26 protein-coding genes and 4 pseudogenes are annotated in these 23,178 nt (G+C 60.6%); 18 read left to right on the top strand and 12 right to left on the bottom strand.

Annotated features, from left to right (window positions below):
* Window positions 1–147: 147 nt before the first annotated feature.
* Window positions 148–387, bottom strand: a pseudogene (locus AC244_RS24500) (IS110 family transposase); the annotation flags it as partial.
* Window positions 388–984: 597 nt separating this feature from the next.
* Here AC244_RS24500 and AC244_RS38780 point away from each other — a divergent pair.
* Window positions 985–1,206, top strand: a pseudogene (locus AC244_RS38780) (efflux transporter periplasmic adaptor subunit); the annotation flags it as partial.
* An 18-nt stretch (window positions 1,207–1,224) separates the two neighbouring features.
* Here AC244_RS38780 and AC244_RS24495 read toward each other — a convergent pair.
* The 6 genes and pseudogenes from AC244_RS24495 to AC244_RS24475 all read right to left on the bottom strand — a co-directional run bounded on the left by AC244_RS24495 (window position 1,225) and on the right by AC244_RS24475 (window position 6,012).
* On the bottom strand, window positions 1,225–2,337 hold the full coding sequence (locus AC244_RS24495) for a site-2 protease family protein (protein ID WP_053251429.1): 1,113 nt from the start codon (window positions 2,335–2,337) through the stop codon (window positions 1,225–1,227).
* A 58-nt stretch (window positions 2,338–2,395) separates the two neighbouring features.
* Window positions 2,396–2,719 carry a PDZ domain-containing protein gene (locus AC244_RS38915; RefSeq protein ID WP_414735948.1) on the bottom strand — a complete coding sequence of 108 codons (324 nt, stop codon included), beginning with the start codon at window positions 2,717–2,719 and terminating at the stop codon, window positions 2,396–2,398.
* Window positions 2,720–2,755: 36 nt separating this feature from the next.
* Window positions 2,756–3,717, bottom strand: a pseudogene (locus tag AC244_RS38910) (S1C family serine protease); the annotation flags it as partial.
* Between the two features lie 79 nt (window positions 3,718–3,796).
* Window positions 3,797–4,348 (bottom strand): hypothetical protein, encoded by a 552-nt coding sequence (locus tag AC244_RS24485; protein ID WP_234717019.1) that lies wholly within the window; start codon window positions 4,346–4,348, stop codon window positions 3,797–3,799.
* Window positions 4,349–4,835: 487 nt separating this feature from the next.
* Window positions 4,836–5,474: an NrsF family protein gene (locus AC244_RS24480; protein WP_053251427.1), complete on the bottom strand. Its 639-nt coding sequence runs from the start codon at window positions 5,472–5,474 to the stop codon at window positions 4,836–4,838.
* A gap of 1 nt (window position 5,475) precedes the next feature.
* Window positions 5,476–6,012 carry a sigma-70 family RNA polymerase sigma factor gene (locus AC244_RS24475; RefSeq protein ID WP_053251440.1) on the bottom strand — a complete coding sequence of 179 codons (537 nt, stop codon included), beginning with the start codon at window positions 6,010–6,012 and terminating at the stop codon, window positions 5,476–5,478.
* Between the two features lie 297 nt (window positions 6,013–6,309).
* Here AC244_RS24475 and AC244_RS24470 point away from each other — a divergent pair, with 297 nt between their 5' ends.
* The 5 genes from AC244_RS24470 (at window position 6,310) to AC244_RS38290 (ending at window position 9,631) form a co-directional block, all read left to right on the top strand.
* Window positions 6,310–6,633 carry a DUF2282 domain-containing protein gene (locus AC244_RS24470; protein ID WP_053251426.1) on the top strand — a complete coding sequence of 108 codons (324 nt, stop codon included), beginning with the start codon at window positions 6,310–6,312 and terminating at the stop codon, window positions 6,631–6,633.
* A 32-nt stretch (window positions 6,634–6,665) separates the two neighbouring features.
* Complete coding sequence (locus tag AC244_RS24465) at window positions 6,666–7,592, top strand: DUF692 domain-containing protein (protein WP_053251425.1); 927 nt, start codon at window positions 6,666–6,668, stop codon at window positions 7,590–7,592.
* The gene (locus AC244_RS24460; RefSeq protein WP_053251424.1) at window positions 7,579–8,379 is read left to right on the top strand and encodes a DNA-binding domain-containing protein; all 801 of its coding nucleotides are present in this window, start codon (window positions 7,579–7,581) and stop codon (window positions 8,377–8,379) included. Before AC244_RS24465 ends, AC244_RS24460 begins: the two co-directional genes overlap by 14 nt.
* 1 nt (window position 8,380) lies before the next feature.
* Window positions 8,381–8,899, top strand: coding sequence for a DoxX family protein (locus AC244_RS24455; protein WP_234717018.1), 519 nt, complete (start codon window positions 8,381–8,383; stop codon window positions 8,897–8,899).
* A 462-nt stretch (window positions 8,900–9,361) separates the two neighbouring features.
* Window positions 9,362–9,631: a hypothetical protein gene (locus AC244_RS38290; RefSeq protein ID WP_234717017.1), complete on the top strand. Its 270-nt coding sequence runs from the start codon at window positions 9,362–9,364 to the stop codon at window positions 9,629–9,631.
* Between the two features lie 356 nt (window positions 9,632–9,987).
* On the opposite strand, the gene AC244_RS36685 is transcribed toward AC244_RS38290, so the two are convergent.
* Entirely contained in the window at window positions 9,988–10,230 is a 243-nt protein-coding gene (locus tag AC244_RS36685; RefSeq protein ID WP_152976083.1) for a hypothetical protein, read from the bottom strand.
* Window positions 10,231–10,292: 62 nt separating this feature from the next.
* Between AC244_RS36685 and AC244_RS37240 the strand changes: the two genes are divergently transcribed.
* On the top strand, window positions 10,293–10,799 hold the full coding sequence (locus tag AC244_RS37240) for a hypothetical protein (RefSeq protein WP_161807896.1): 507 nt from the start codon (window positions 10,293–10,295) through the stop codon (window positions 10,797–10,799).
* Here AC244_RS37240 and AC244_RS38905 read toward each other — a convergent pair.
* A pseudogene (locus tag AC244_RS38905) lies at window positions 10,748–11,124 on the bottom strand (chloride channel protein); the annotation flags it as partial. The gene AC244_RS37240 and the pseudogene AC244_RS38905 sit on opposite strands and share 52 nt — an antisense overlap.
* A 198-nt stretch (window positions 11,125–11,322) precedes the next feature.
* Here AC244_RS38905 and AC244_RS24435 point away from each other — a divergent pair.
* On the top strand, window positions 11,323–11,799 hold the full coding sequence (locus AC244_RS24435) for a HupE/UreJ family protein (RefSeq protein WP_234717016.1): 477 nt from the start codon (window positions 11,323–11,325) through the stop codon (window positions 11,797–11,799).
* A 72-nt stretch (window positions 11,800–11,871) separates the two neighbouring features.
* Here the strand turns inward: AC244_RS24435 and AC244_RS24430 are convergent, their stop codons facing one another.
* The gene (locus AC244_RS24430; RefSeq protein WP_053251420.1) at window positions 11,872–12,243 is read right to left on the bottom strand and encodes a hypothetical protein; all 372 of its coding nucleotides are present in this window, start codon (window positions 12,241–12,243) and stop codon (window positions 11,872–11,874) included.
* A 247-nt stretch (window positions 12,244–12,490) separates the two neighbouring features.
* Here AC244_RS24430 and AC244_RS24425 point away from each other — a divergent pair, with 247 nt between their 5' ends.
* The 9 genes from AC244_RS24425 (at window position 12,491) to AC244_RS24380 (ending at window position 21,867) form a co-directional block, all read left to right on the top strand.
* Complete coding sequence (locus AC244_RS24425) at window positions 12,491–12,811, top strand: helix-turn-helix domain-containing protein (RefSeq protein WP_053251419.1); 321 nt, start codon at window positions 12,491–12,493, stop codon at window positions 12,809–12,811.
* Window positions 12,808–14,829 carry a hydrogenase 4 subunit B gene (gene hyfB / locus AC244_RS24420; RefSeq protein WP_053251418.1) on the top strand — a complete coding sequence of 674 codons (2,022 nt, stop codon included), beginning with the start codon at window positions 12,808–12,810 and terminating at the stop codon, window positions 14,827–14,829. Before AC244_RS24425 ends, hyfB begins: the two co-directional genes overlap by 4 nt.
* On the top strand, window positions 14,820–15,776 hold the full coding sequence (locus AC244_RS24415; RefSeq protein WP_053251417.1) for a respiratory chain complex I subunit 1 family protein: 957 nt from the start codon (window positions 14,820–14,822) through the stop codon (window positions 15,774–15,776). Before hyfB ends, AC244_RS24415 begins: the two co-directional genes overlap by 10 nt.
* Window positions 15,776–16,441, top strand: coding sequence for a hydrogenase-4 component E (locus tag AC244_RS24410; RefSeq protein WP_053251416.1), 666 nt, complete (start codon window positions 15,776–15,778; stop codon window positions 16,439–16,441). The genes AC244_RS24415 and AC244_RS24410 overlap by 1 nt, the downstream gene beginning before the upstream one ends.
* On the top strand, window positions 16,438–17,901 hold the full coding sequence (locus AC244_RS24405) for a hydrogenase 4 subunit F (protein WP_053251415.1): 1,464 nt from the start codon (window positions 16,438–16,440) through the stop codon (window positions 17,899–17,901). Before AC244_RS24410 ends, AC244_RS24405 begins: the two co-directional genes overlap by 4 nt.
* A gap of 16 nt (window positions 17,902–17,917) precedes the next feature.
* Window positions 17,918–19,432 carry an NADH-quinone oxidoreductase subunit C gene (locus AC244_RS24400; protein ID WP_053251414.1) on the top strand — a complete coding sequence of 505 codons (1,515 nt, stop codon included), beginning with the start codon at window positions 17,918–17,920 and terminating at the stop codon, window positions 19,430–19,432.
* 12 nt (window positions 19,433–19,444) lie between these two features.
* Window positions 19,445–19,978 carry an NADH-quinone oxidoreductase subunit B family protein gene (locus AC244_RS24395; protein WP_053251413.1) on the top strand — a complete coding sequence of 178 codons (534 nt, stop codon included), beginning with the start codon at window positions 19,445–19,447 and terminating at the stop codon, window positions 19,976–19,978.
* Window positions 19,979–19,991: 13 nt separating this feature from the next.
* Window positions 19,992–21,038 carry a DUF4365 domain-containing protein gene (locus AC244_RS24390; protein ID WP_053251412.1) on the top strand — a complete coding sequence of 349 codons (1,047 nt, stop codon included), beginning with the start codon at window positions 19,992–19,994 and terminating at the stop codon, window positions 21,036–21,038.
* 163 nt (window positions 21,039–21,201) lie between these two features.
* Complete coding sequence (locus AC244_RS24380) at window positions 21,202–21,867, top strand: YbgC/FadM family acyl-CoA thioesterase (RefSeq protein WP_414735947.1); 666 nt, start codon at window positions 21,202–21,204, stop codon at window positions 21,865–21,867.
* A gap of 324 nt (window positions 21,868–22,191) precedes the next feature.
* On the opposite strand, the gene AC244_RS24375 is transcribed toward AC244_RS24380, so the two are convergent.
* Both AC244_RS24375 and AC244_RS24370 read right to left on the bottom strand, forming a co-directional pair.
* Window positions 22,192–22,404 (bottom strand): alkylphosphonate utilization protein, encoded by a 213-nt coding sequence (locus tag AC244_RS24375; RefSeq protein WP_053251410.1) that lies wholly within the window; start codon window positions 22,402–22,404, stop codon window positions 22,192–22,194.
* Window positions 22,401–22,610 carry a hypothetical protein gene (locus AC244_RS24370; protein ID WP_053251409.1) on the bottom strand — a complete coding sequence of 70 codons (210 nt, stop codon included), beginning with the start codon at window positions 22,608–22,610 and terminating at the stop codon, window positions 22,401–22,403. Before AC244_RS24370 ends, AC244_RS24375 begins: the two co-directional genes overlap by 4 nt.
* A gap of 103 nt (window positions 22,611–22,713) precedes the next feature.
* On the opposite strand from AC244_RS24370, the gene AC244_RS35645 reads away from it, so the two are divergent.
* The gene (locus AC244_RS35645; protein WP_082367088.1) at window positions 22,714–22,986 is read left to right on the top strand and encodes a helix-turn-helix domain-containing protein; all 273 of its coding nucleotides are present in this window, start codon (window positions 22,714–22,716) and stop codon (window positions 22,984–22,986) included.
* Window positions 22,987–23,178 lie beyond the last annotated feature (192 nt).

Here is a 23,178-nt window from a genome sequence, read left to right as displayed (position 1 = left end):
ATACGAGCCTGCTCGCCTGGCTCGACACGCTCTGAAATAATGCGAAGGAATTTTGCGTGAAAAGGCCGGCAACCGGCGCGGTCCGCGTGCGTTCCTTCGCATTTTGAGCAACTGATGATTATTGAAGTAATGGAGAGGTGGCCATTACTTCAAAAAAGGCTTCACGTAATGCGGGGCGATCAACTTCACCTCATGGCCATACCTGCTCATCTCGCGGGCCCAGTAATGCGCGCTGCCACAGGCTTCCATCACGATCACCGCTGGAGGCTGCTCGGCCATGAATTTGGCAAAACTCCCCCGTGATAGTTTCTTCCGGAACTTCAGCTCCCCCGTCATCGACGCCCCATGGAGCTGAAAAACCGTCTTTGCCAAATCCACTCCAATCATTGTATCTTTCGTCACGGTTGCCGTCCTTTCCGCTCAGTGGCTGTAAACACCACTATCCTGGCACATTGCGATGCCGTCTGGGGAGGGCGGCAACCACTCCATCTTTCAAGCCCGTACTGGGTTTCGGTCGGACGGAGGTGCCCGCGCTCGGCCTATGGCAACCGACGCACATGCAACGTGCTGCCGGCGAGCAACGTGCTGCCGGCAAGAAGAGGATGGTACCTGGAAATGACCATGCCGGAACCGCGGCCATCATCCAGGGCGAGTTGGCACAGGTTGGGCCGGTCGCCGCCCCGGTCGGCTGGTATCTAAAATTCACGCCCAACCAGGCCTATTCCGGCCAGGTTCGCGTCGGCTTCCGTCTCGTCAGTGCGCTCGGCGCCTCCAACACCGGAACCGTGACCTACAACCTCGCCTATGATGCCTCCAAACCTACGCGTAACGAGGATGAGACGGCCCGGCCGACCCAGCTTTGCGTGGGTGCGCCGGGCCCAGTCCTGTTATCGGCGAGTACCAGTTCGGAGACACTCCAATGGACGACCATAAACATCACCACCGACATGAAGGTCACGACCATCACCATGCCGAAAAGAACGCGAGGGCATGGTCCTGAAGCTACCGCTTGGCGCATTGTTCCGGCAAGACGACAAGTGGGCGGTTTTTACCGTCGAGGAAGGTCACGCGTGACTGCGGCCTATCGTTGTCGGGCAGCGCAACAGCCTGGAGGTGGAGATCCGCGATGGGCTGATGCCCGGTGAGAAGGTCGTTCTCTATCCGAGTGACCGCATCGTGGACGGGGTCGCGATCGTCGAGCGATAGACAGCAAGCATCGCACCATTACCGTGAGCGACGATCACGGCGGCCCGGCTGAAAGCGCCCATCGGCGTTGCGAAGCATCAGCAATTCTCCAATGGTCTCGTAATTCATGATGCCTACAACGCGGTGGCTGCCATCGATGACAGCGACGGCGGGCGCACTCGCCTCCTGCATCAGCCGCAGACTCACGTCGATATGGGACCGCTCATCGACCGTAGGGATGTCGCGCAGCATAACAGTTAGCACGGGCGCGTTTGCCCCTCTTTCTTTCATTGCCTGAACGATGCCCCCGCGCGTCATCAATCCCTCGAACCGGCCGGCCTCGTTAACAACGGGAAACTCGCTCTGGCTGGTCGCAAGCAGGAGCTCTACCGCCTCCCCAACACGGGCATGGGGGCCCAGCGTCGCGAAGTCGGTAATCATCACGTTAGCAACGCTCGTGCCGTCGGAGATTGCCTGAAGCTCGCTGCTTTGTGCTTCTGTTTCCGCGGCGAAATAGACGAAGATCGCAATCAGGATAAGCAGCGGGTTGAAGACGACGCCAAAAATTCCCATAGCCAAGGCGATGGCTTGGCCGGTCCGAGCCGCAAGTCTGGTAGCTCGCGTCCATGACAAACGCCGGGCGAGAATTGCCCTCAGGACGCGCCCGCCATCCATCGGGAAGGCTGGGATCATGTTGAACAAGACCAGGAAGATGTTGACGCCTGCGAGCCTCGCGAGGAAGTCGACACGGGGATCCTGCGGCGCTACCAGTTGTTCCCAGCCGAGGGTCCCTCCGACCACCAAGACGACAAGTGCGGCAATCACCACGTTGACCAGCGGACCTGCAATAGCGATCACAAACTCTTCGAGCGGCTTGGTGGGATTGCGCTCTAACCGCGCAAGGCCCCCAATCGGCAGGAGTGTGATGTCCGGTGTCTTGATGCCGAAACTTCGAGCGGCTGCGATGTGCCCAAACTCATGAAGCACCACACACACGAAAACACTGATGATGAAGGCAACTCCCTCCCAGGCGGCCGGCGGGCCACCGATCCGGTAGTGCATGACCCAGATCCAAATGAGCAGCAGGGCGAATGTCATGTGCACGCGGATCTCGGTCCCCGCGACAGACCCAAGTTTGAAGGACCATTTCATGGCGTTTTCTCGTTCTGATACTCCGTGAACTGAGGCCAAGCGTCACAAAGAGATGCGCCTACTCGGCCTCAATTCGATAGGCTGTACCTGCGCGCAGGATATCGAATGAAATTCTACCATCAGACGCGTCCAACAGGTCTTGAATTTGCGTCGCCGATATGGCCGCCTCACCGTTGATCGAAGTCAGATAATCACCCGTCCTGAGGCCAGCTGCGTATGCAATACTGTCGGATGGCACCTCCAGAAAAACCGGTCCAATTGGCGCACAAGCCGGCGAAGGCGACGAAGCTGGCAAGCCAAGGATCACCGAGCCCAGCGCGCGATGGACTGGAGCGCTTCCCACGCTACCGGGATCAACAAGGGTCAGCTCCAATCTCTGCATAGTTCCCCCACGCCGGATGTCCAGAGTGACGCGCGCATCGGGCGGGAGCCGACTGACTGCATTTTTGAAGGCGGCCTCCGTCGAGAGCGCGCGGCCGTTGAGTGCGGTCATGATATCGCCGAGCCTCACCCCTTGCCGTTCGGCCGCCGCGTTGCACGCCAGCTTGTCAACGACCAGGCCTTGCGTGGCGTCCCCGCCTGCCTGCGAAAGCGTGACTGAAACACCAAGCCATCCGCGTCGGATCTCCCCGTCCTTGATGAGCGCGCGAACGATTTGGGCCGCTAGCTCGGATGGAATGGCAAAACCAATACCCTGGGCGCCTTCATGGGGCGGGGGAGCTCCACGTATCACGCCCAGAAGCTCCCCTACTGCGTTGACAAGTGCCCCGCCCGAACTTCCGGGGTCAACGGCCGCGTCAGTCTGGATATAGTCTTCGTATTCGTCGAGGCCGAGACCGGATCGCCCCAGGCCACTTACGATCCCGAAGGTTGCCGTCCCAAGCCTAGCGGACTGCCCACTGCGCCCACGAAATCGCCAACCTTCAAATCGGATGAACGACCCCAGTCAAGAGCGACGAGGTCCGACGCGCCAATCTTGATCACGGCGAGATCGGTTGGCGCATCGCTGCCCACAACCTGGGCATGCAGAACGCGGCCGTCTTTTAGCGTGACCGCGACTTCGTCGGCATCGGTGATCACATGACTGTTTGTAACGATATAACCGTGTTCACTGTCGATGATTACGCCGGATCCCGTTACGGTAGCACCGCTTTGTACAATGAGGACGTTATCCGGGAGGCCCAGAATCTTTCGCACGTTCGCATCGTCAAGCAGTTCGTTCGTCAGTATGCGGCTGGCGGTACTGCTGATACCGACGACGGCGGATCTTACTCGCTCCAAGGTCTCAGAGAAACCGGCGTCAAATCCGCTTGCTGAGGTCGACGAGGCGGCGAACGCGTAGATCGCGGCGGCAAGCAAGGACCCTGGGAAATTCGGCATCTTCTGCGCTCCTGGCAACAATGTCAGAATCTCACCTCTGCGCGCCCGCGCATTGACGCGCATCAAGGAAAGCAGGACGTCAGACGGACAGCACCCGGACTTCCGCTGCAGCGAGACGGCGATAGAGCCGGCCCCGGCGGACGATCGGCCACCAATCGTAGAGAAAGATCTCGAGCGCACGCCAATTGGCGACCCAACCAAAGATGACCAGGCTCTCGCTCGCCACCCGCGAGAACGCGCCCGCACCCGACAGATTGGTCACGAACTGACTTGCGATAAGACTGCACGCGAGGATAGGAATGCCGATGAACAAAGCGCGTCGTCCTTCCCTCAGAAGTTGACGTAACTCGCGACGAGCCCGCTTGCTGCGGCTTTCGAAATTGTAGCGCATCGCGTCCTGAACGACACGCGTGACCGCCGGGTCGGCTTCCCCCGGAGGCAACTGCACGACGATTACAATTGGCCGATCTTTGGGAGCCTCTTCAGCCCACTCGACAATGAACCGCTCCGCATCCTCGTCCAGATCCCGCTCACGGAAGGGTGTGGGATCAAGCGAATTGAACAGCCGCGCCAACTGATCGATGCGGATCAGGATCGTATGGTGGTCGCCGGTTGATGGTATCGCGTCCAACGTGCCTACTCCACGCCGCATTCCATGGTCGTTGGCCGGCGAAGGTGGCTCAAGCGTCCTCGTTCAGTGCCCGCCGCATGCGGCGGATGACCACGCCTCGGCCCCTATCGTCGGCAGCATTGGCCAATTCCTCGTGCAAGCGAGTACGAGCGATTGAAAATCGTTGTTCCAGTCCATCTGCCCTGCGCGAAGCGGATCGATACGTGGTCGGGACACGCCCTCGGATATCGCGACCGCTCCTATGGTTCCAAGCGAAATGCAGCATCCAAACGCGGACGAACCACCTTGTCGCCCGGCAGGAACGTCTGGAGCCTTGCCTCAGCCCCTGCGGAACCCGTCGATCCGCTCCGGATCGCACCCCTGAGCTGATGCTCGAAAACCGGTTCGCTGCCGCCTGAAATCTGCAGGCGGTTGTGGAGCGATCGACGATGGCGGCACCTTCCAAATCAACGATCTATCGCGATGGAGATTCCAGTTTACCCCGGCGTCACCAGCGCACGAAACGACGCGCGCCGATAGCGCCAAGGAGCGTGAGAGCCGCAATGGCAATTGTATACCATGTCGCCACGAACAGAGGTGAATCGTCCGTGCAATGGGCGGCATAGAAGGTCGCGGCAATGCCGCCGGCCGCCAGGCCTGCCATCGCACCCGCGAGCGACGGGTAAGACGGGGCGCCGTGGCGCAGCGCCAGCAGCAGGAGCACAAGCGGACCGATGCCGATCAGCGGAATGTAGGTCAGGCACACAAGGCTGTTCGTTCCGACGAGCTGCGCCGACCATGTGCCCGGCAACGAGACGACAATTTCGGCCACGACACCCGCCACCAGCAGCGCCGGCGCAACGACGAGGCGCGGTAGCGACCGGCGTACGTCGGCATCCGGCCGTGACAGGATATGCAAGAGGCCGAAAGCGCTCGCGGCAAGGGCGGTCGTCACCACGAACTTGAAGAGGAAGCGGACGGTTTGCGCTGCATCGGCAATATCTGGTCGCGCGCCGAGCAGGGCGAAGAAGACGACCGCGGCGACGGCAACGGCGGCGAGACCCGCACCCGACCAGGCGCCGGCCATCGAAATACCGCTTCGCCTCGTGTCTGCTGCAAGAGCCTTGATGAGTTCGTCTGTTTCCATTTCAGTCACGTCCAAATCGCCGGGCAATGGCAGCAAGGCCGCGGTGAAGCGCGACACGAACTGCGGTTTCATTCATTTCGAGGCTTCTGGCTGCCTCAGCTATCGTTCGACCCTCGACCGATATTGCGGTGACCACCGAACGCTGGCCGGGGGTCAGCGTTTCAAGCGCGCGGCCGATCTCCCAGTCCCTGACCGATTCCGCCTCCTCAGCCGCGAGCCGTCCTTCCACCTCGCTGATTTCAATCCGAGGGTGGCGGCCCTGCCGCCGTAAAGCATCGACAAGCTTGTGCCTGGCGATCGCATAGAGCCATGGCGCCACCGGGCCGTCGCTGCGCCAGGTATGCCGCTTCACATGGATCGCCAGCAACGTTTCCTGGACGATGTCCTCGGGATCCAGACCGGAAAACGTTGTCCTCCGCCGCGCCCACGCGCGGATCAGACCCGCTGTTTTGTGCAGGAAGTCGCCGTAGGCCCGCTCGTCGCCTTCAAGTGCCGCGCGGAGAAGCCGGGCGATATCCCCGTCGTCCACATCGCTCAACCGTCCTTCCTCCCATTCGCTGGTCCCCGCCATTTGTTACATTTCCGCTCCGCAGATTTCGCCGCCGTCGCGGGGTGAGGGAAATGCGGCAGCGCCCGCTTCCCGCTCCACTTTACGGGAGGCCGATCACGCTCATGATCTTCGAGCGAGTCAATCCACAATCATCGTGATCCGGCACCGCAATGCGTTCACGAAACCGTGTAGCCGGGCAATGTAACATATCGTCCTTTGGCTGCGAACGAAGCTTCGTGTGGCCTTGATCACAAGCCGCACGGGACCTCAAAATGGAGAGACGTCATGTCTACGAAATCAACGATCAATGCGGCCTTTCTGGCAGGTGCCGTGGCGGCTGCCTTGTCGTCGTTTGCGATCGCCGCACCGCTCACAGAGGAACAGGTCAAGGCTGCGATGGATGCCGGCAAGGAGAAATGCTTCGGCGTCGCCCTGAAGGGCCAGAACGATTGTGCCGCCGGCCCGGGCACGACCTGCCAGGCCACCTCGACGGTCGATTACCAAGGCAACTCCTGGAAATTCGTCGATGGCGGCACCTGCGCGACGATGGAGCTGCCCGACGGCCGCAAGGGCTCGCCGGAGGTGCTGTCGCGCGACCTGCCCTCTTAAGCCTGTCGAGATACCGGAAAGTGGAGGTAACGATGCCCAAATTTGCAACTCACGCGGATCCTGCCGCGTCAGGAACTCTCCGCTTTCCGGCGCATCCGATCGACGGCCTGGCTGGCACCAGCTTCAAGCATCAGCATCTGCCGTCCATCCTTGCTGACGATGGACGGGATGGAGGCTTCTTCGAAGTCCATGCGGAAAACTATATGGGCGCGGGCGGCCCGCCGCATGCCGCGCTCACGCGCATCCGCGAGGACTATCCTGTTTCGCTCCATGGCGTGTGCATGTCGATCGGTGGGCCACAACCGCTGGACAAGGTGCACCTGGGGCGCTTCGCGGGGCTGGTCGAACGATATGAGCCTGCGCTCGTATCGGAACACCTGGCCTGGTCGACCCACAACACAACCTACTACAATGACCTGTTGCCGTTACCCTACACCGAAGCCACCTTGCGGCGCGTCATCGAACATATCGATGAGGTGCAGGAGGTGATCCACCGGCCGCTTTTGCTGGAAAATCCTTCGACCTACTTGTTGTTCAAGGATTCGACGATGAGCGAGACCGCGTTCATCCGGGAGATCGTGCAACGCACCGGCTGCGGCCTGTTGCTCGACGTCAACAACGTCTTCGTCTCGGCGACCAACCACGGCTTTTCCGCTCTCGACTATCTCTCCGACTTCCCGCTCGAACATGTCGGAGAGATTCATCTGGCCGGTCATGCGGAGCAGGAGGACGACGAGGGTGATCTCCTCCTGATCGACAGTCACGACGGACCGGTCGCCGATGCGGTCTGGAAGCTTTTCGACATCGTGATCGGCCGGTGCGGCCGCATCCCGACGCTTATCGAATGGGACAGTGCCATTCCCGACTGGCCGGTGCTGAAGGGCGAGGCGCAGGCGGCGCAGGCGATCCTCGACCGGCATGCGGTTCTGCGACAGGAGCGGATCCATGCACGCGCTTGAGGAATGTCATGCCGGTGCTGCCAAGGAGTTCGGCTATCCGGCAGGTTTCGTGCCTGGGCTGCTCGATCCCGACCGGGCAACACCCGCGCTCGTCGCCGGCCCGAACGGTAAAACTGCCGACAAGCGCTACAACGTCTACCGCAACAATGTAACCGTCAGCCTGATCGATGCGCTCGCGACCGTATTCCCCGCCACAATGCGCATCACTGGAGAGGCATTCTTTCGCGCAATGGCTCGCTTCCACGTCCGCGAGACACCGCCGACGTCGCCGCTGCTGTTCGAATATGGCCGGGATTTTCCGGATTTCATCGAGCGTTACGACTATGCGCAATCCATGCCGTGGCTCGCCGATGTCGCGCGCATCGAGCGGGCCTGGCTCGATGCCTATCATGCGGCCGACGCCGCTACGTTGCTGCCGGATGTCCTTGCCTCGATCCCGCCGGAACGGCTCTGTGACGTCGTTTTCGAGGCGCATCCGGCAAGCCGCATCGTGTGCTCCGCCTATCCGGCGGTGACGATCTTTTCGGCGAACCGGGCGAGCGGCCCGGTCGGCCGCATCGACACGACCGCGGCGGAGAGTGCATTGGTGACACGGCCGATGCTCGAGGTGGAGGTTCGCCGCCTTTCGCCGGGCGCGGATATCTTCCTCCCCCACCTCATGGCGGTCGAACCATTGGGCAAGGCTGCGGCGACAGCGAGCGAGCACTGCCCGCAATTCGATCTCGCGACCGCTATTGGCACGATGCTTGAGGCGGGTGCGCTCACGGCGATCCGCCATGGAGGATGAGATGCTGACTTCCATACAAAAATTCTTCGACAATCCCGTACCCCGGGGGGCGACAGGCTGCCCCGCCCGGATCGATGGCCTGATTGCCGCGGGGGCACCCGCCTCGCTTGCCCAGCTTGCCCTGCGCTTCGGCCTTGCGGTGCCTTTCTGGCGCTCCGGCATGAGCAAGTGGGACGGCGTCCTGCAACTGAACGATGTTGCCATTCTTCTCTTTACGTCGGAGTTCAAATTGCATCTGCCGGGCGGGCCCTATGATTTCCCGGCCCCGGCCGTGATGGCCTTTGTGGTCGCTTGCGCGGAGGTAATGTTGCCGACCCTGCTGGTCCTGGGATTGGCAACGCGGCTTGCCGCGTTCGGTCTGCTCGCGATGACGATCGTCATTCAGCTCACCGTGCCCGACGGATGGCCCATTCATCTGACCTGGGCGGCGATGGCTCTCGGTGTCATTACCGGGGGGTCGGGCAGGTTGGCGTTCGACAACTGGATCGTGGGCCGCCCCCTCTCGACGAGTAACCGCTGAAGTCTGCGATTGGCAGCGGTCGTGTGCCAAAATTCACAATAGCGGCTTTTACATGCGTCGCGCCGGACTTCTGGCTGAAAATGGGGCCTGCCTGCATCAGAACGCTGCCCGCAAGCCAAACCAAACGCCCGCGGGAGAGAAGCAAAGGCTGGGTGAAAGACGTCGACTGGATGTCGCCGCATGGCCGCGGCACGATCGTTTGGCCCAGGAACGTGCGGACCTTCTATGCCGCGCAGGACGTAAAGCTGCCGCCGATCTCGCTAAAGGCACTGATCTGCCTGCACGATCCCGTTGAGGCTCATTCGGACGCCGAGGCCGCCGCGGCGCTGCGCAGAGCCGATCTTGCTGGTCTAGTCGGCCACCTTGCCCAAGAGGGTCGGGCCAATCAAAGCTGGGACCAGCTTCGGCGGCCAAAAGCAAAAACTCATCCTATCGCGAATCTTGCTGCAGCGTCCGGGGCTCTTGCTTCTCGACGAACCGACCAGTGCGCTCGATATCGACGCGACGGTTGCGTTTCACGAGGCCATCCGGGACAATTGTCCGGGCGCGTCGGTAATCAGCGTCATGCACGACGCCACGCCCCCGAAATCCTCAAACGGTGAAGAATTCTTCGACAGCGTGCTCTCCATCACGGAGGGCACGGTGACGAAGACGTCATTGTCGAACCTCAAAAGCCGCCCCGTCGGTCCCGCGCGCGTGGAACCGCGTCCGGAAAAGCGGCCGCTCGATTGAACGCATGGCGAGGAACGTACGATGAGAGAGCCGCACGATGGGCGCAACTCCTTTGGTGGCTAATCATCAGCAAAATAGACGGCTGATTAGCCGCGAGTCGCGATAGAGCGGGCGTTGTCGCGCATCCGGGACGGCGAGTACGGGTGTTGCACCGACTGCCGGGAAGCAATCGAGGTGCGGCGGCGGGAGATCGACGCGCCATCCGAACGATGCGTGAGGGATGCACCGTGAGCCGCTCGATTCAGGGAACGCCGAAAGTCGCGGCGACCAGGAAGCGACAGACAATTTTCATCGTCATTTACCTCACGGCGCGTCAGTCGGACGAACGTTGCTGTGCCAATGGCAGAACCTGAGCTTCAGGAGACCACCGGCGACCGAATCAGAAGCGCGCTCCGGCACCCGAATTCCGGCCCATTGAAGAAGCCGAAGATGAAGGAGCAAGGCTCGTCAGCCTGATGGGTATCTACCCGCAGACTTTCTTGCCGAAGCCCGTGAGCTTGCAGGAAATATGCGACATGAACGGCGGTACCGGACCGCAAATGGATGACGACTTCATCCGATATCCCTCGTATCCGCTCGGCGGCGGTCAGCAGTGACATCAACGGGTCTGCTACCAAACAGCAGAAACTCCCGTATTTGCGTCAGGACTTTCGGTTGATGCATGTCGAACATCAACGGAAGCTGTCTCGAACGATCGCACCCTCCCGGCCACATCGAGCACCACGTTTCTCCAGAGCCCATCTATCGCCTCGGCTACGTCGATCCAGGCCTGATCGGTGCCAGCGACTTCCATATCGGTGACGAGATGCTCGAGCCTCGCGATGCAGTCGTCGATGTGACCGCGAAGTCGAGACAGCTGATCGAAGGTGACTGCTGGATGCGCCAGCATTCTGGGCACTGTCACAGCCGCTCGCTTCGCAAGATCCTCCTCGGTCAGGAGAGTTTTCTGCCACTCGTAAGTCATTTCTACCCCATTCTTCAGCCCGCGACAGCATCGCCGATGGATGCGGAATTAGTCAATGAACAAGCACGCCGAATTTGCGCGCTCCTCTGGTCGAACAGATCGGCGCGGCAAGCGGCTGTTCCATCGGTTCGCTGGCGAAACTCGGGCGCTCATCATACCTCCCCCGACAGTTCGCGCCGCCGCTTCTCAAGCTCTTCGCTGTAGCGACGTAGTGTATGACTTTCCGTCAACAGACCGATCACTCGACGTTCAATGTTGTTATTGATGACGGCGAGCTCTTCGCTCTCGGCATCGTCGAATATCGCCGAGGCCTGCTTCGCATTCATATTTGGGAGCAGGAGAGCATTCTTATGGCGGCGAGTTCGGCGATGCGCCGCTCCGGGTCGGAGTGTAGATCAGGCACTATGATAAGGCCGGCGTATTTTCCCTGCTCGTCCACGATGATGACGCGCTGGGTCGATCCGATCGGAAACGCGGCCCTGAACTCTTTCACGGTCACATTGGCATTTGCCGTCCTCACGTCGGACCTGGCAGCGTCGCCGAACCCGAGCCAGTTGGCAAAAGCCCTGCGGGAACTCGGCCGCATCGAGCGATCCTTGTTCATGAAAGCCTGTCCGGCGCGGAAACCGGCCCATGACGCAGCTTGGCGCACTGCTGGCCGTGCTCATCCCGGCGGTTGCTGGCCGCACCCGGCATGGCCCATGAGATCCGGCCGGCCTAACTCGACATGCGCGAAACAGCGAGTGACGAGTTCGCCGTCGTCTGGAAGGTGTCGGCGCAGGGCGACATGCGTCTTGGACTCTATGCAAGTCTGCCGAAGCCGTGCATCGAAAAAGCCGAACCGGCGAGGTCGATCGAGGGCGGAGCCTATCTGGAGCGATGGACCGTCGCCTGCGCGGGGGGATTGAGGGGCGGCGAGATCGGCATCAACGGCGTCAAGTCGACTATGACCGAAGCGCTCGTCCGCATCGAATACGAGAACGGCAACACGGAGGTCGTACGCCTCATGCCGGACGCGCCCTCGTTCACCGCAGCCGGCGCACAGACCAGCCTCGAGGCCGCCCAGACCTATTTCCTGCTGGGCGTCGACCACATACTCTCGGGCCTCGATCATCTGCTTTTCGTGCTTGCGCTCATGCTGCTCATTCGAGGCCGCTGGCCGCGCCGAGGGCCACCAGGAAAAGTCCGTGATTGGCCCGCTTGAGGCCGCAGGACAAATCTTTTTCCCCGATGGGCGCCGCGAAGCCGAGTTCACTGAATCCGGCGAACTATCAAACTACGAGACGGGAAACACGCAGACCGCCCTCCAGAGATCGGCCTTCCAGTCGCCCGGACTTCCCGGGTCCGACGTCCGCACCGGGTAGTCGACACCGCGGACGGAGACCCTGGCGGGATCGCCACATCTGACGAGTGCCCGATGCTTTCCTGGGTCGTTGTAGATGGTCCCGTCCGTGTCATGTTTCGATGACAGCGATATCAGGACGTCGAAATCATAGCCTGGCCGTTGCGCAGCCTGATTGCTGACGAGACCAAGGCTGACGACCGTGTCGTCGTTGAAATGTGCCGTGTGGAAGACATTTGGTTCCTCCGCCGCCGCGTCCGAGACGAAAAGCATTCCGACAGCAAGGGCGAGTACAAGACTACGCATTCCCACCTCCCATGGTTCGGCGAAGTTGACATCATATCACTTCCGCCTTGGCATGATACCGGCGTCCTGATCCATTACGCTCGCCGGGCGGTCCGGTGGGCGGGACAATTGAGCTTACATTCATGGCTTTTGCGGCGCGCCAAGCGCGCGTAATCTTCGCGACCTCGCAATATTGATTTGAAACATCAATAAGGAGGCCGTAGACTTCAAATATCAGAGCCTGAGTAACATAAGCGATGGTTGAATCGTGATTACTGCCGCTCAGTTGCGGGCCGCCAGGGCCCTTCTCGGCATCGACCAGCGCCATCTGGCCGACTTGGCCGGGGTTTCGGTGCCGACCATCCAGCGCATGGAGGCAAGCGCCCATGTGGTTCGCGGCAATGTAGATACGCTGATGCGGCTGCTTGCAGCCTTGGAGGCCGCCGGGATCGAGGTGATCAGTGAGGGAGCGGTCAGCGAGGGTGGTGGACGCGGGGTGCGGCTGAAGGCAAACGCCAACGTCGAGCCCTTGCAGCGGAAACCCTCCAAATTGCCGGGAACAGTGCGCAGACCGAGGGCGCACCCATGACGCCGGCTGTCGTCATGCTGTTATGTGCGACGGCTTTTTTGGGAACGGCGATCCTGGCGATCCTAGCTGCGCGGTCCGACCGGGCGACACAGGTGATCTACGGCACAAGCCTTGTTGTTTCGAGTATCGCCGTTGCGACCGCGCTCGTCCAACTTGTTGCGGCTATCTCTCCCACCTCGGCATCAACGCTCACCCTCCCCCTCGGTTTGCCTTGGTTGGGAGCCCATTTCCGGCTCGACGCGCTTGCCGCCTTCTTCCTCGTGGTCATCAATTTCGGGGGCGCTCTCGCCAGTCTCTACGGCCTCGGCTACGGCCATCACGAACATGCGCCGCAACGGGTGCTGCCATTTTTCCCAGCCTTTCTCGCTGGCATGAACCTCGTGGTTCTGGCGGACGATGCCTTTACCTTCCTGCTCTCGTGGGAATTCATGTCGCTGGCCTCGTGGGCACTGGTGATGGCGCACCATCGGGCCGCCGGCAACCGGAACGCAGGTTACCTCTATATCGTCATGGCGAGCTTCGGCACGCTGGCCCTGCTCCTAGCATTCGGCCTGCTTGCCGGTCCCGAAGGCAGTTACGATTTCGCCGTTATGCGCGCTACCGAGCAGACGTCGTCTACAGCCGGTATCGTGCTCGTTCTCCTGTTGCTCGGCGCCGGCTCCAAGGCAGGGCTCGTGCCATTGCATGTCTGGTTGCCGCTGGCACATCCGGCCGCGCCGAGCCATGTTTCGGCACTCATGAGCGGTGTCATGACCAAGGTCGCCGTCTACGGCTTCATCCGGGTTGTCTTCGACCTGCTCGGCACACCAGCGGCGTGGTCAAGCGTTGTCGTGCTGCTCTTCGGCGGCGCGACCGCAGTCCTGGGCATCCTGCACGCGTTGATGGAGAAGGATCTCAAGCGCCTTCTCGCCTATAGCACGATCGAGAATATCGGCGTTATCTTCGTCAGCCTCGGGCTTGCACTCGCCTTTGCCGCGAATGGCATGGGATTGGCGGCGGCATTGGCGCTCACCGCTGCTCTGTTCCACGTTCTCAACCACTCGTTCTTCAAGAGCCTACTCTTCTTCGGCGCCGGCGCCGTGCTGGTGGCGACCGGCGAACGGGACATGGAGAAACTGGGCGGTCTCATCCATCGCATGCCGTTCACCAGTTTCGCGTTTCTTGTCGGCTGCGTAGCAATCTCGGCTCTGCCGCCGCTCAACGGTTTTGCTTCGGAATGGCTGGCCTTCCAGGCCGTCCTTCAAAGCCCCGAGCTGCCGCAATGGGGGCTGAAGATCATCATACCGGCTATCGGTGGCTTGCTGGCATTGTCGGCGGCACTCACAGCTGCCTGTTTCGTCAAGGCATTCGGCGTGACCTTCCTTGGGCGCCCACGAACGCTCGTCGCCGGGCAAGCGCGGGAGGTCGACCGCCTCTCGCTTGCCGCCATGTTCGTGCTGGCTGCATTGTGCCTTCTCGCCGGCATTCTGCCTGGGATCGTCATGGACGGTCTCGCACCTGTCACTCTCTCCCTGATCGGCGCCAGGATGCCGGTGCAGATGGGGGTGCCATGGCTTTCGATCGTACCGATAACTGAGACCCGCAGTTCCTATAATGGCCTGCTCGTTTTCCTGTTCACCGCATTCTCGGCGTCGCTTACGGCCTATCTCGTCCACCGCTTCGCCTCGCGGGCTCTGCGGCGGGCGCCCGCCTGGGACTGCGGCTTCCCCGAAGCCGACCCTGCAACGCAATATACCGCCGGCAGCTTCGCCCAGCCCATCAGGCGGGTTTTCGGCACACTCGCCTTCCAAGCCCGCGAACGGGTCGACATGCCGGCGCCGGGCGATCTGCGGCCGGCGCGTCTTGCCGTCGTATCACGTGATCTGATCTGGGACGGGCTTTACGTACCGATCGCCGGCGCCGTCGGATTTATCGCAGAAAAGCTCAATCACCTGCAATTTCTCACCATCAGGCGTTATCTGAGCCTGGTCTTCCTGGCGCTCGTCGTCCTGCTCCTGGTGCTGGCGCTATGGTCGTGATCTCCGCCCTCCTCGTCCAGGCAGTCCAGATGGTAACGGTCGTGTTGCTGGCACCGCTGCTGACCGGCTTCATCCGCAAGGTCAAGTCGCGATTGCTGCGCAGGCAGGGGCCGTCCGTTATCCAGCCCTACCGCGACATCTTGCGGCTTCTGCGCAAGGAAGTGGTGCTGGCAGAGAATGCGTCCTGGCTGTTCCGGGTGACCCCTTATGTGATTTTCGCGGTCACCTGGGTTGCGGCGGCGATCATCCCCACCTTCGCTACGGGCCTTATGTTCAGCTGGACCGCAGACCTGATCGCCATCATCGCCCTGCTTGGCAGCGGTCGCTTCTTTCTGGCACTTGCCGGCATGGATGTCGGCACTAGCTTCGGCGGCATCGGCTCGAGCCGCGAAGTGATGATCGCGACGCTTGCCGAGCCGGCGATGCTGCTCATCATCTTTACGCTTGCCCTCGTCGCCGGCTCGACCCAGCTTTCCACCATCGCCGCCTTCATGACCTCTCCACAGGTGGGGTTACGCGTTTCGCTCGGGATCGCGCTGATCGCTCTCATCATGGTAGCGATTGCCGAGAATGCCCGCATCCCAGTCGACAACCCGGCGACACACCTCGAACTCACCATGGTGCATGAGGCCATGGTGCTTGAATATTCCGGGCGGCATCTCGCGATGATCGAACTGGCCGCCTCTCTCAAGCTGCAGCTCTACATCTCCCTGATCGCCTGCATGTTCGTCCCCTGGAAACTTGCTGTCCTGGAGGCCGGTCTCGCCGCCTACCTGGTCGGCCTGCTCGCCTACCTCGCCAAGCTTGCGGTCGGCGGCACGCTGCTTGCCCTGTTCGAAACCGCCACCGCCAAGATGAGGATCTTCCGGGTGCCGGAGTTCCTCGGTGCGGCACTCATGCTTGGCCTGCTCGCCACCCTCCTGCTGTTCGTCTCGAGGAGCCTGTGATGAGCGGCCTTGTTTTCGATATTGCGCACATGTTTGCCGGTGGCCTGGTCCTGGTCAGCATGATGATGCTGTATCAGGATCGCCTTTATGCGCTGCTCAACGTCTTTGCGTTGCATTCAATGGTGCTGACGCTGTCGGTGGCCTGGCAGGCTTTCGTCCAGGATGCTCCACATCTCTATGTGACGGCAGCGATTGCGCTCGTCTTCAAGGCCGTCATCATCCCCGTTGCGCTCCACCGCATGATCCGGCAGCTCGGCATCCACCGTGAGATCGAGACCGTCGTCGGTATCGGCCCGACGATGCTGGCCGGTATCGGACTTGTCGCACTGGCGATGGTGGTCATGCTGCGCGTCACGCCTGAAGCCAATCCTTTGGCGCGCGAAGATCTTGCCTTCGCGCTGTCGGTTCTGCTTCTCGGGCTCCTGGTGATGGTCACGCGCCGCAACGCCGTCAGCCAGGTCGTCGGGTTCATGTCGCTCGAGAACGGGCTCGTGCTCGCCGCGACCGGCGCAAAGGGCATGCCGCTGGTCGTCGAGATCAGCGTCGCCTTCTCGATCTTGATCGCCTTCATTGTGATCGGCGTTTTCCTGTTTCGCATCCGCGAGAGGTTTGACACCGTCGATGTTCGTGCGCTCGATGATTTCAAGGGGAGAAGGCGGAAATGAACGCTCTCTTCCCCCTCTTGGCATTCGATGCGGTCACCGCCGTTCTCCTGATACCGGTCGCCGCCGCTGTCCTGCTGGCGCTCCTGCCCGGCTATCGGCTGACGGCTCGGCTGAACGTCATCGCGAGCCTGCTGACCCTGCTTGCCGCTCTTTCGCTGCTCGTGACCGCAAGGCCGATACCGGGACTGTATCTCCTCGTCGACGATCTCAACATCGTCTTCATCGTCCTCAACGCCTTCGTAGGTTTCACCACCAGCATCTTCAGCGCCAGCTACATCGCACATGAACTGGAAACCGGCCGGCTGACGCCCGCAAACCTTCGCTTCTACCACGCCATGTATCAGATCATGATGTTCGGCATGAATCTCGCATTCGTGTCGAACAATATCGGCCTGATGTGGGTCGCTGTCGAGCTTGCGACGCTGACGACCGTGCTGATGGTCGGCATCTACCGCACGCACGAAGCGCTCGAAGCCGCGTGGAAATATTTCATTCTGGGAAGCGTCGGCATCGCGTTTGCGCTGTTCGGCACCATCCTCGTCTATATGGCCGCGCAGCCTGTCGTCGGCGAAGGCTATGATGCGATGGTCTGGACCCTCCTGATTACGCACGCTGCCGCCTTCGACCCGGCTCTCCTCAATGTCGCCTTCGTGTTTCTGCTGCTCGGCTATGGCACCAAGGTCGGGCTTGCGCCCTTGCATGCCTGGCTGCCCGACGCGCACGCCGAGGGGCCGACACCGATCTCGGCGGTGCTCTCGGGCCTCCTGCTGAATGTCGCGCTCTATGCCGTCCTGCGCTTCAAGATCCTGCTTGCCGCCAGTCCTGAGGCGATCGCCGCCGGGCCGTTGATGATGACGATGGGGCTCATATCACTCGTCTTCGCCGCGTTCATGCTCTACCGCCGCCGCGACATCAAACGCCTGTTCGCCTATTCCTCCATCGAGCATATGGGCATCATCGTTTTTGCCTTCGGCATGGGCGGGCCGGTCGCCAATTTTGCCGGACTGCTGCACATGGTCATGCACTCGCTCACCAAATCGGCGATCTTCTTTGCTGTCGGCCACATCGCACAGATCAAGGGAACGCAAAGGCTTTCCAGCATCCGCGGCCTCACCGAAACGCATCCGGGGCTTGGCTGGGGCCTGGTGATCGGTGTCGTTGCCATTGCCGGCTTGCCGCCGCTGGGGATTTTCATGAGCGAGTTCCTGGTCGTGAGCTCCACGTTCGCCCGGCAGCCCCTGCTTGCCATTCCGCTCGTCTTCGGCCTTCTGATCGCCTTCGGTGCGTTGCTGCTGCGGCTCACCGGGGTCGCCTTCGGACAGCCGCGCGGCAGCACGGCACCGGCCGAGGCTTCCTACATACCGATGTATTCCCATCTGGCGCTCGTGCTGGGCGCAGGCATCTACCTGCCGCCGCCGCTGGTCGCCTGGTTCCAGCATATAGCCACCCTTCTTCGATGATAGGGAGAGCCGTTCGATGCAAGCCCTGGCCGATCTCATTCTGGAAGGCCGTCCGGTTCAACACCATCGCCCCTGGCCGCGGACGATTGTCGATCCAATGGTCTGGACATCGGCAACTGTGGCCCTTGCGGAGGGCCACTGGACCTTGCTTGGGCTTTGGGGCGAAACCGCTGCGATCCATATGGCGCTGCTCGAAGAACCAACGGGCACGATCGGCGTCATCAGTCTGGAAGAACTGGAAGGCGGCTATCCCTCTGTCGCGCAATACCATCCCCCGGCCCTCCGTCCGGAGCGCGCCATCCACGATTTGGTCGGGCTAGTATCAAAGGATTTGCCCGATCCGCGCCCATGGCTCGATCACGGCCGCTGGGGCCTGCGGTTTCCCCTGGGCGACCGCCTGCCCCCTCCACCCGAAACCGCTCCCTATGCGTTCCTGCGCTCAGAGGGTGACAGCCTGCACCAGATCCCGGTCGGGCCGGTGCATGCCGGCATCATCGAGCCGGGGCATTTCCGCTTCACGGCCAACGGCGAGACGATCGTCCGTCTCGAGGAACGCCTCGGATATGTCCATAAGGGGATCGAGGCGCTCATGGTCGGAGCGAGCCTCGACCGGGCGGTGCAACTTGCGGGACGAACGTCCGGCGACAGCACGGTCACCTATGCCTATGCCTTTTCGCGAGCGGTCGAGGCCGCCCTGCAGCTCGAAGTCCCTTCACGTGCAGGTTGGCTGCGCGCGCTGATGGCCGAACTCGAGCGACTTGCCAACCATCTCGGCGATATCGGCGCCATCTGCAACGACGCCGCTTTTCCACTCATGCATACGCATTGCGGCGTGCTGCGCGAGCGCGCGCTGCGTGCTGCCGACACCGCGTTTGGACATCGCCTCATGCGCGACCGCATCAAGCCCGGCGGCGTCATCGCCGATCTGGATCATGAGGGAGCGGCTGCTCTGCGGGCCGTGGCCACCGAGATCGGGCAGACGTTCCCGGCATTAGTCGAGCTCTACGACAATACCGCCTCGCTTCAGGACCGAACGGTCGGCACCGGTATGCTCAGGCCGGAACTTGCCCACCAGTACGGTGCTGGCGGCTATATCGGGCGGGCCTCCGGGCGCGGTTTCGACGTCCGGCGCGCTCTTGGCTACCCGCCCTATAACAGCCTCCTCTTTGAGATCCCGGTCCTGCACGAGGGCGATGTCAATGCCCGGGTCTGGATCCGCATCCGCGAGGTTGAACAGTGCCTGTCGCTGATCGCGCAGATCCTGGATCAACTGCCGGCTGGCCCGGTATCCATCGATATTCCGGACATTGGTGAGACACGGGAAGGCATGGCGCTCGTCGAAGGCTTTCGCGGCGATGTGTTCGTCTGGCTCCGCGTTGCCGAAAGCGGCAGGATCGACCGATGCCATCTGCGCGATCCGTCCTGGTTCCAATGGCCGCTTCTGGAAGCCGCGATCGAAGACAACATCGTCGCCGACTTCCCGCTCTGTAACAAGTCGTTCAACTGCTCCTATTCCGGTCACGATCTCTGAAGGCAGGCCAACATGCGCAAGCTCCTCTTCGAAAGCATGATCCGAGTGCCCCTGACCGAACGCGCGCCTTCCCGCTCGGACGCTGCTATGGAAGAGCTCGCGTCGGCTGTCGACAACGCTGCCCGCCGGCATCTCGGCCGCAGCCTGTCGATCCGCGCCGTCGATGCAGGTTCCTGCAACGGCTGCGAACTGGAGATGCACGCGCTCAGCAATGCTTTCTACGATATTGAGCGCTTCGGGATCCGCTTTGTTGCCTCGCCGCGGCATGCCGACGTGCTTATGGTTACCGGGCCGGTAACAAGGAATATGCGCGAGGCTTTGGAGCGGACATATAACGCCACGCCCGGTCCAAAATGGGTTGTCGCGCTCGGCGGCTGCGCGCGCGACGGCGGCTGCTTTGCGGGTAGCTACGCCGTCGTGGGCGGGGTTTCGGCAGTCATACCGGTCGATCTCCATATTCCAGGCTGCCCGCCATCACCTGCAGACATCCTCAAAGGTTTGCTCGCACTGCTCGAGCATGTGACTATGGGAACCCACGCTTCGTGACGGCAATCTTTCAATGGTTCGACTTTTCCAGGCTGGACTTATCGCAATAGGTGCTCGGATCGCCGCCGCGACGACGACGGTGCTTGCAACGGTTCGACACGGGATCAATCCACTGGCCGCGCCGCGCCGGCCGCGCAAGAGCAGGCCCGATATCTCTGAGGAAGATTTGACTGCGCGCCAAGGTATAGACGCCGTCGAGAAAATATTCCGTCGAGATCCAAGGTGGTTTTTCCGCAAGCGGTGCGAGCCGGATATCGGCGTCGATGCGCAAGCGGAAATCCTAAATGCCGGCAACCCGACAGGAAGATTCATAGCGCTGCAAATCAGGTTCGGGCAGGCTTGGTTCAAGACGAGTGACGGCGACTATATCTATCACGGGGAAAACAAGCACCGGGAATACTGGACGAAGCATTCATTGCCCGTCTGCGTGGTCATCGTGAACCCCGAAACGGGGCTTATGCTGTGGCAGCGGGTTGACGAACAGCTTTGTCAGAAAACCGGAACGGGATGGTCGATTGTCATTCCTGCAACGAATGTGCTGGATGCGTCTGCCAAGCTTTCTTTCGATGAGGCCATTTCCTCGGATCCAGAGTCGTTGATACGCTCTGTTTTTGCGCTCGACCATGCGCTTATGGAGGAAATACAGGATCAGACGACGTTTTTTGTATGGGATGAGTGGCTGAACCGGAACCTGTCGTTCCGCAATCTTCGCATTTACATCGGCGAGGACGAAGAGCAGGAGCTGGTAGCAACGATTGACTACCAGCTGCGTGCGCGTAGCCTCCATGAGATCATGACCAAGCTTTTCCCTTGGGCGATCTACTCATATGCTGAGCCAATTTCAGAATATTCCGGGGTAGTCGCAGTGCATATTTTGGATGTCGAGCTCAGACCCGCAGCTCATGCGTACTTAGAGGCCGAGAGTTTCTTTGAGGCGGGCTATCCGGAGGATGACGAACCATTGCCTCCGGAACCCGAGGACTTCGTAACGGAGGAAGAGGAACAAGAATTCTGGCGCAGCCGACGTGGGTCTCGCGATCCGCATGATAGGGAAGATTAATTCGTTTCACGAAGCGGGTTCACACAGATATCGCGGAATAAAACGCGGCCGTGTTGTCAGCTTGCTTGATGTATCTCGGCGTGAAAGCGTTACGAGCGAATTTCAGGCCAATCTTGTGGTCACGGCTTTCCATTGCGGCACGGCGCGCTGGCGGTGAACATGGATGGCAAATGCTGAGCGTCTGGGATGGGACGGAACGAAGAGATTTCTGAAGGCGGAGACGATCGACACAAAGCGTTGCCGTGCCGGTGCAACATCGACCGCTTGGCCATCGATGATGAGCATTGGCATGACATGTTCTGTTGCTACGCACATGCCGCGATGGGGGATTTTGATGCCGTCGGTAACTAACGAAACGGAGGAGCCAGACGGTTTGGCGACCGGTGAAACAGCTACGCTCGCCGGAGCACTAACCGAGACAGGTCACTTGCTTGAAGCACGCGTCTATTATGCAGACACGGATTTGTCTGGCTCTGTTTATCACGCACGTTATCTTGAGTTCCTTGAGCGCGGGCGGATCGAGTATCTGCGGCTAGTGGGCGCACGCCGCGCTAACCTTACCGACCGAAAACAAGGTGATGGAGTCGTTTGGATCATCCGGCGACTGGAAATTGAGTACCGGCAGCCGGCACGATTGGACGATACTCTGACCATAGAAACAAAGACCGCCGATATTTCTGGGGCCAGGGTATTTGTGGCACAGACGATCAGGCGAAGCGGCAAAATTTTGGTCAATGCGCAGATTGAATGCGCACTCATTGATCAATACGGCCGCCCTCAGCGTTTCCCAAAAGAATGGAGGCGGCTTTTCCGCCCGCAAAATATGTAAGGCCTATCTCGCTTCACCGACAATCAGGGCATCATGCAAATCTCGAGGATATCCATTCGAAATCGCAGTAAAATACAGCGAATGGAATGGAGGGCTAGAAGATGAGATCCTCTCATATAAATACGAGAACCCAGTACTGGAGAAATGTTAGCGCAGACGCACTGCTCACGCTATGCGTCGCCATACCCATCGCAATGCTGGTCTTCATCATGTTGAGAATGTAGAGGGAGACTGAAGCGATCATCGCCACAGCACCTGGACGAGATCTCTCGGCATGAGAGGTAGTCCGCTAGCGTTCATTGCACTGGCGCGGGCGGCGTCAGTTCAGGCTTTCTTCAGGAATTCTGTCCGCAGCACCAGATTCTTCACCTTCTCTGCCCGGCACTCGATTTCTTCCTCATTGCCGGTGAGGGTGATGTTCTTGATCAACGTTCCCCGCTTAAGGGTGATGGATGTACCCTTCACCTTCAGGTCCTTGATGAGCGTGACCGAATCTCCGTCACTGAGCGGCGTGCCGTTGCTGTCTTTGACTTTCATGATCCTGTGTCCTGCTTCTGTGCATCCAGCCTACTAAAGAGTTCGGCAAACTCCTCAGCGTCCTGCTGGTTCATACCGATGACGGTGCGGCTGCCCATTTCGGCGGGCCGCTCGGAGCGAGCGTCGATGACGGTCCAAGTACCGTCCGGCTCCTTATGGGGTTTGTAGCGTTGGGTCATGCGGGCAACGATAATCGCCGACGTCATTCATGCCAAGTGTCGATCAACATTTTACTGTTTTATATTGATGTTTTTACATCAATAATAATGCTATTAATTCCATTCCTCATATGCAAACACGGACGCCTCGTTGATTACCGCCGCCCAACTTCGTGCCGCCCGCGCACTCCTCGATATCGATCAGAAAACCATGGCCGAGATGGCTGGGGTCTCCCTGCCAACAATCCAACGAATGGAAGCCAGTCGGGGCAACGTGCGAGGCATCGTCGATAGCCTGACGAAAGTCATCGAAGCGCTCAACCGCGCCGGCATCGAACTGCTTGGCGAACATATGCATAGCAACGGCTGCGGACGGGGCGTCCGGTTCCGGCATGCAGAGCCGCCCGTGGACGGGCTGAACTAGATCGAACGGTCCACCATAGGCCCTGCGATCGATCTTGCCATCCTGCAGGATGAGAGGCATCCGAGCCTTTCGGCACAAAAGAGATTGGGGCCGTGTCCGGTATAGACCGTTTGCCCGTACGATATTGATCCGCGACCAGGGATAGGGCCCGCAGGAGATTCGCAGCCACGGCGTGACCATGGAATACGAGGT

It is taken from the genome of Ensifer adhaerens, from assembly GCF_001270265.1.
GTDB classification, from domain to species: Bacteria; Pseudomonadota; Alphaproteobacteria; order Rhizobiales; family Rhizobiaceae; genus Ensifer; species Ensifer adhaerens_B.
Note: the sequence above shows the minus strand (reverse complement) of the source record. Positions and strands in the feature narration are given on the sequence as shown.